The following is a 4,440-nucleotide window of genomic DNA, read 5'->3' as shown; positions in this document are numbered from 1 at the left end:
AAAAGAGCTCGTCGTAACTGTAGATAAACAGCGCTTCGTCGTAGTTACGGATATGAGCACAGAAGGTAGCTACCGCGTAAAAGATGGAATTTTAAATTTCAACGAAAGCGATAAAGCCCAAAGCCTAAAAATCGCCGATGTGCTAGTGCGAAACATCCATTTGGGCGTCGATACCAGCTTTAGCGCCGCACTTTTCGAAAAATATCTGTCTATTATCTCAAATCCGCAAGAAGGCGAAAAATTAGCGGAAAATAAAGAGCTTTTTATGAAGCTGCTAAAAGATGATATGAAAATCAACGTGAATGATTTTTCGTTTGAAAATAGCCTCGGCAAGAAATTTGCTTTTAACGCAAGCGCGCTAGTAGGCGGCTACATCGACGAGACGCAGCTTTTTAAGCGCATGAGCTTGGACGGCAAAGCTACGATAAATACGACTATCACGGACTTCCTATCGCCTTATGACAGCCTGCGCGATTTTGCGCCGATGGCTGAAGTTTACGGCTCGCAGTTCCTTAAGCCAGACGGAGATGGAGTTAAGATGGAGTTTAGCTTCGATAAGGCAAGCAACTCTATGATCTTAAACGGCAAACCTATCCCACTACCGCACAATTAAATTTTTAAGCTTTGCGAGCAAATTTTAAACCTGCTCGCAAAGCCCTTTTTATTTCTTGCTTTTTCGGCGCAGAATTTCGCAAGGCTCCGCGCAAATTTTTACCTGCAGAATTCCGCGGCGCCACCATAAAATTCCGCTCGAATTTTACCGCATCGTTTCTACCCGCCTCGCTGAATTTTAAAACTTATAAGCCAAAATCTCATATTTGCAATGACAGATAGACTTAAGCAAATTTGGCTATAATGCGCGCTTTTGCAGCGCAGCTAGCGTAAATTTAAAAGACGGCGGATTATGAGCGGCATTTATTACGCCGCCTCTTTTGACGACGTATTTTATATTGGGAAACTAACGCTAAATTTGCATTTTTAAATTTCAAGGAACGATATGAAAGTAATCAAACGCAACGGCAGAACCGAGGAACTTGACGTAAGCAAGATCAAAAAATACACGAGCGAGGCAGTGGAGGGGCTGGAAAACGTAAGCCTTAGCGAGCTTGAGGTGGACGCAAAGATCCAGTTTCGCGATATGATCACCACGGAGGAGATCCAGCAAACCCTCATCAAAACCGCAGTCGAGAAGATCGACGTGGATCGCCCGAACTGGACTTTCGTCGCCGCGCGGCTATTTTTATATGATCTGTACCACAAAGTAACGGGCTTTAGCGGCTACAACAGCCTACAAGATTACTTCGCTCGCGGCGAGGCGGCGGGCCGTATAATGCTCGGCTTAAAGGAAAAATACGATCTTGAGGATCTAAATTCCTATCTGCAACCGCAGCGCGATTTGCAGTTTAACTACCTCGGCATCAAGACGCTTTACGATCGCTACCTCATCAAGGATAAAAGCGGTGCGCCGATCGAGCTGCCGCAGCAGATGTTTATGGCGATCGCAATGTTCCTCGCGCAAAACGAGCTTGATTGCCAGAGTTGGGCGAAGAAATTTTACGATCTCATATCTAAATTTGAAGTCATGCTCGCGACCCCTACGCTCTCAAACGCCCGCACGACGCGGCATCAGCTAAGCAGCTGCTACGTGGGAAGCACGCCCGATAATATCGAGGGGATTTTCGATAGCTACAAAGAGATGGCGCTTCTGAGCAAATTCGGCGGCGGTATCGGCTGGGACTGGTGCAAGGTGCGCGCGATGGGCGGCAGCATCGACGGACACAAAAACGCCGCGGGCGGCATCATCCCGTTTTTAAAGATCACGAACGACATCGCCGTCGCCGTCGATCAGCTGGGCACGCGCAAGGGCGCTATCGCCGTGTATATCGAGCCGTGGCATATGGACGTGAGCGACTTCCTCGATCTGCGCAAAAACTCGGGCGAGGAGAGGCGCCGCGCGCATGAAATTTTCCCCGCGCTGTGGATAAACGATCTGTTTATGAAAAGGCTTCAAAGCGGCGGCAAATGGACGCTCTTCGATCCTGCGGAGGTAAGCGATCTGAGCGATCTATATGGCGCGGAATTTGAAGCGCGCTACGAGCAGTACGAGGCCGATGATAAAATTTCAAAATCTACGATCCTGGCAAAGGAGCTTTGGAAGAAAATTTTAACGAGCTATTTTGAGACCGGAATGCCCTTTTTATGCTTCAAAGATAACGCCAACCGAATCAATCCAAACGCGCATCAAGGCTTAATCAGGAGCTCAAATTTATGCACTGAAATTTTTCAAAACACGGCGCCGAACCACTACAAAATCAAAGTCGTTTTTGCTGACGGCAGCGAGAGGCTGTTTGAGGAAAACGAAGATGTAAGAACCGACGCGGGCATCGTAAAAAAGGCGAAAAAGATCACCGCGCTAGACACGCTGGGCGGCAAAGAAATTTTTATCGTGGAAAAGGGCTGCGACGAGGGCGCGACGGCGGTTTGTAACCTCGCAAGCGTAAATTTAAGCAAAATCAATAGCCGCGAGGAGATAGCTCGCGTGATGCCGATCGCCGTGCGAATGCTCGATAATGTCATCGATCTAAATTTTTATCCGCACGCCAAGGTCAAACACACCAATCTAAAAACGCGCGCGATAGGGCTCGGCGTAATGGGCGAGGCGCAGATGCTTGCCGAGCGCGGCGTGAAGTGGGGCAGCTACGAGCACTTCGAGCTGATCGATAGGATAATGGAAAACGTGAGCTTTAACGCGATCAAAGCAAGCTCAAATTTAGCCGTAGAAAAGGGTAGATATCCTGATTTTGCGGGCTCAAAATGGAGCGAAGGAATTTTCCCGATCGATTTGGCGAACGAAAACGCCAAAGCGCTCGTTAAGCGCGGCGGGCTTTTTGAGCAGAGTAGCTGCGACTGGGACGGACTGCGCGAGAAAGTAAAGCGCGACGGCATGCGAAACGGCTACCTGATGGCGATTGCGCCGACATCGAGTATCAGCATACTCGTAGGCACCACACAGACGATCGAGCCGGTGTATAAGCGCAAGTGGTTCGAGCACAATCTAAGCGGCATGATCCCGGTCGTCGTACCGAATTTAAGCCCGAAGACGTGGCAGGCATACGTGCCTGCGTATGAACTCGATCAGCGCCTGCTCGTAAAGGCTGGCGCCATCCGCCAAAAATGGATCGATCAAGGCCAGAGCCTAAATATATTTATGAGCCTGAATAAGGCAAGCGGCGGCTATCTGAGCGAAATTTATACGCTTGCGTGGCAGCTCGGGTTAAAATCGACCTACTACCTGCGCTCCGAAAGCCCAGATAGCGAGAAGCTAAACAACGTCGCGGATCGCTCGATCGAGTGCGAAGGGTGTCAGTAAATTTTATTCGCCGCGCTAGAAAATTTACGCTCGCAACTAGATGGCGAAAACGGCGTGAAAGAGTATTTTAGAAAGTAAATTTGACGGCAAATTTAAGCTTTCGTTTCACCCGTCAAATTTGAGCAAAATGGCTTGACTTTTAGCGTTAAATTTAACGCTAAATTTAACCATGCGTTGCGTCAAATTTGACCGTACGCGTTAAAACAAAATTTATTTATAAAAAGGCAAAAATATGAAAATAGCCGTAAACGGCACGAGCGGATTTATCGGCGGCGAGCTTTGCAGATTTTTTAGAGCCCAAGGGCACGAGGTCATAGCTATCCCGCGAGCCGCCTACGCCTACAAAGACGCACTCAAAGACCTCATCGGCGGCTGCGACGCGGTTATAAATTTAGCAGGCGCTTCTATCGCGGCCAGATGGAGCGAGGCGTATAAAAAGCAGCTTCGCGCAAGCAGGATAGAGACTACGCGCACGCTGGTTTGCGCTATAAACGAGCTAGAAAATCCGCCATTTTTCATCAGCGCTTCGGCTATCGGCATCTACGAAAACGGGCTTGATCACGACGAGAGCTCGGTCAAATTTGACCGCGGGTTTTTGGGCGAGCTAGCATGCGAGTGGGAGAGCGAAGCTACCAAAGCGCGGACGCAAACGGCGATATTTCGACTAGGCGTGGTGCTGGGGCGAGGCGGCGCGCTAGCTAAGATGCTGCCGGCATTTAGGTTCGGTCTTGGCGGCAAGATCGGTAGCGGCAAGCAGGCGTTTTGCTGGATTTGCGTCGCTGATTTGCTAGAGGCATTTAAATTTACCTTGCAAAACCGCCAAAGCGGCGTTTTTAATCTCGTTTCGCCGCAACCTAGCACAAACGGCGAATTTACTCAAATTTTAGGCGAGGTTTTGGGGCGACCGACTTTTTTTAAAGTGCCTAAATTTGCGTTAAATTTGATGCTGGGCGAGGGGTCCGGCGTGCTGCTTGAGGGTGCGAAAGTCTATCCAAGAGCTTTGATAGAAAGCGGTTTTAGCTTTAAATTTGGCGATCTAAAAACCGCGCTTGAGGATGTTTTGGGATAAC

3 protein-coding genes are annotated in these 4,440 nt (G+C 49.0%); all 3 read left to right on the top strand.

Annotated elements, in window-relative coordinates; genetic code table 11:
• Positions 1-613, top strand: a 613-nt coding sequence (locus Q0614_RS05130) for a hypothetical protein (RefSeq protein WP_298787016.1), incomplete at its 5' end; no start/stop codon positions are given.
• A gap of 384 nt (positions 614-997) precedes the next feature.
• Positions 998-3,370 (top strand): ribonucleoside-diphosphate reductase subunit alpha, encoded by a 2,373-nt coding sequence (locus Q0614_RS05125; protein WP_298787015.1) that lies wholly within the window; start codon positions 998-1,000, stop codon positions 3,368-3,370.
• Between the two features lie 232 nt (positions 3,371-3,602).
• The gene (locus tag Q0614_RS05120) at positions 3,603-4,439 is read left to right on the top strand and encodes a TIGR01777 family oxidoreductase (RefSeq protein WP_298787013.1); all 837 of its coding nucleotides are present in this window, start codon (positions 3,603-3,605) and stop codon (positions 4,437-4,439) included.
• Position 4,440 lies beyond the last annotated feature (1 nt).

The sequence above is a fragment of the uncultured Campylobacter sp. genome (assembly GCF_937997595.1).
Lineage (GTDB): Bacteria > Campylobacterota > Campylobacteria > Campylobacterales > Campylobacteraceae > Campylobacter_B.
This window is presented reverse-complemented; position numbering and strand designations above follow the sequence as displayed.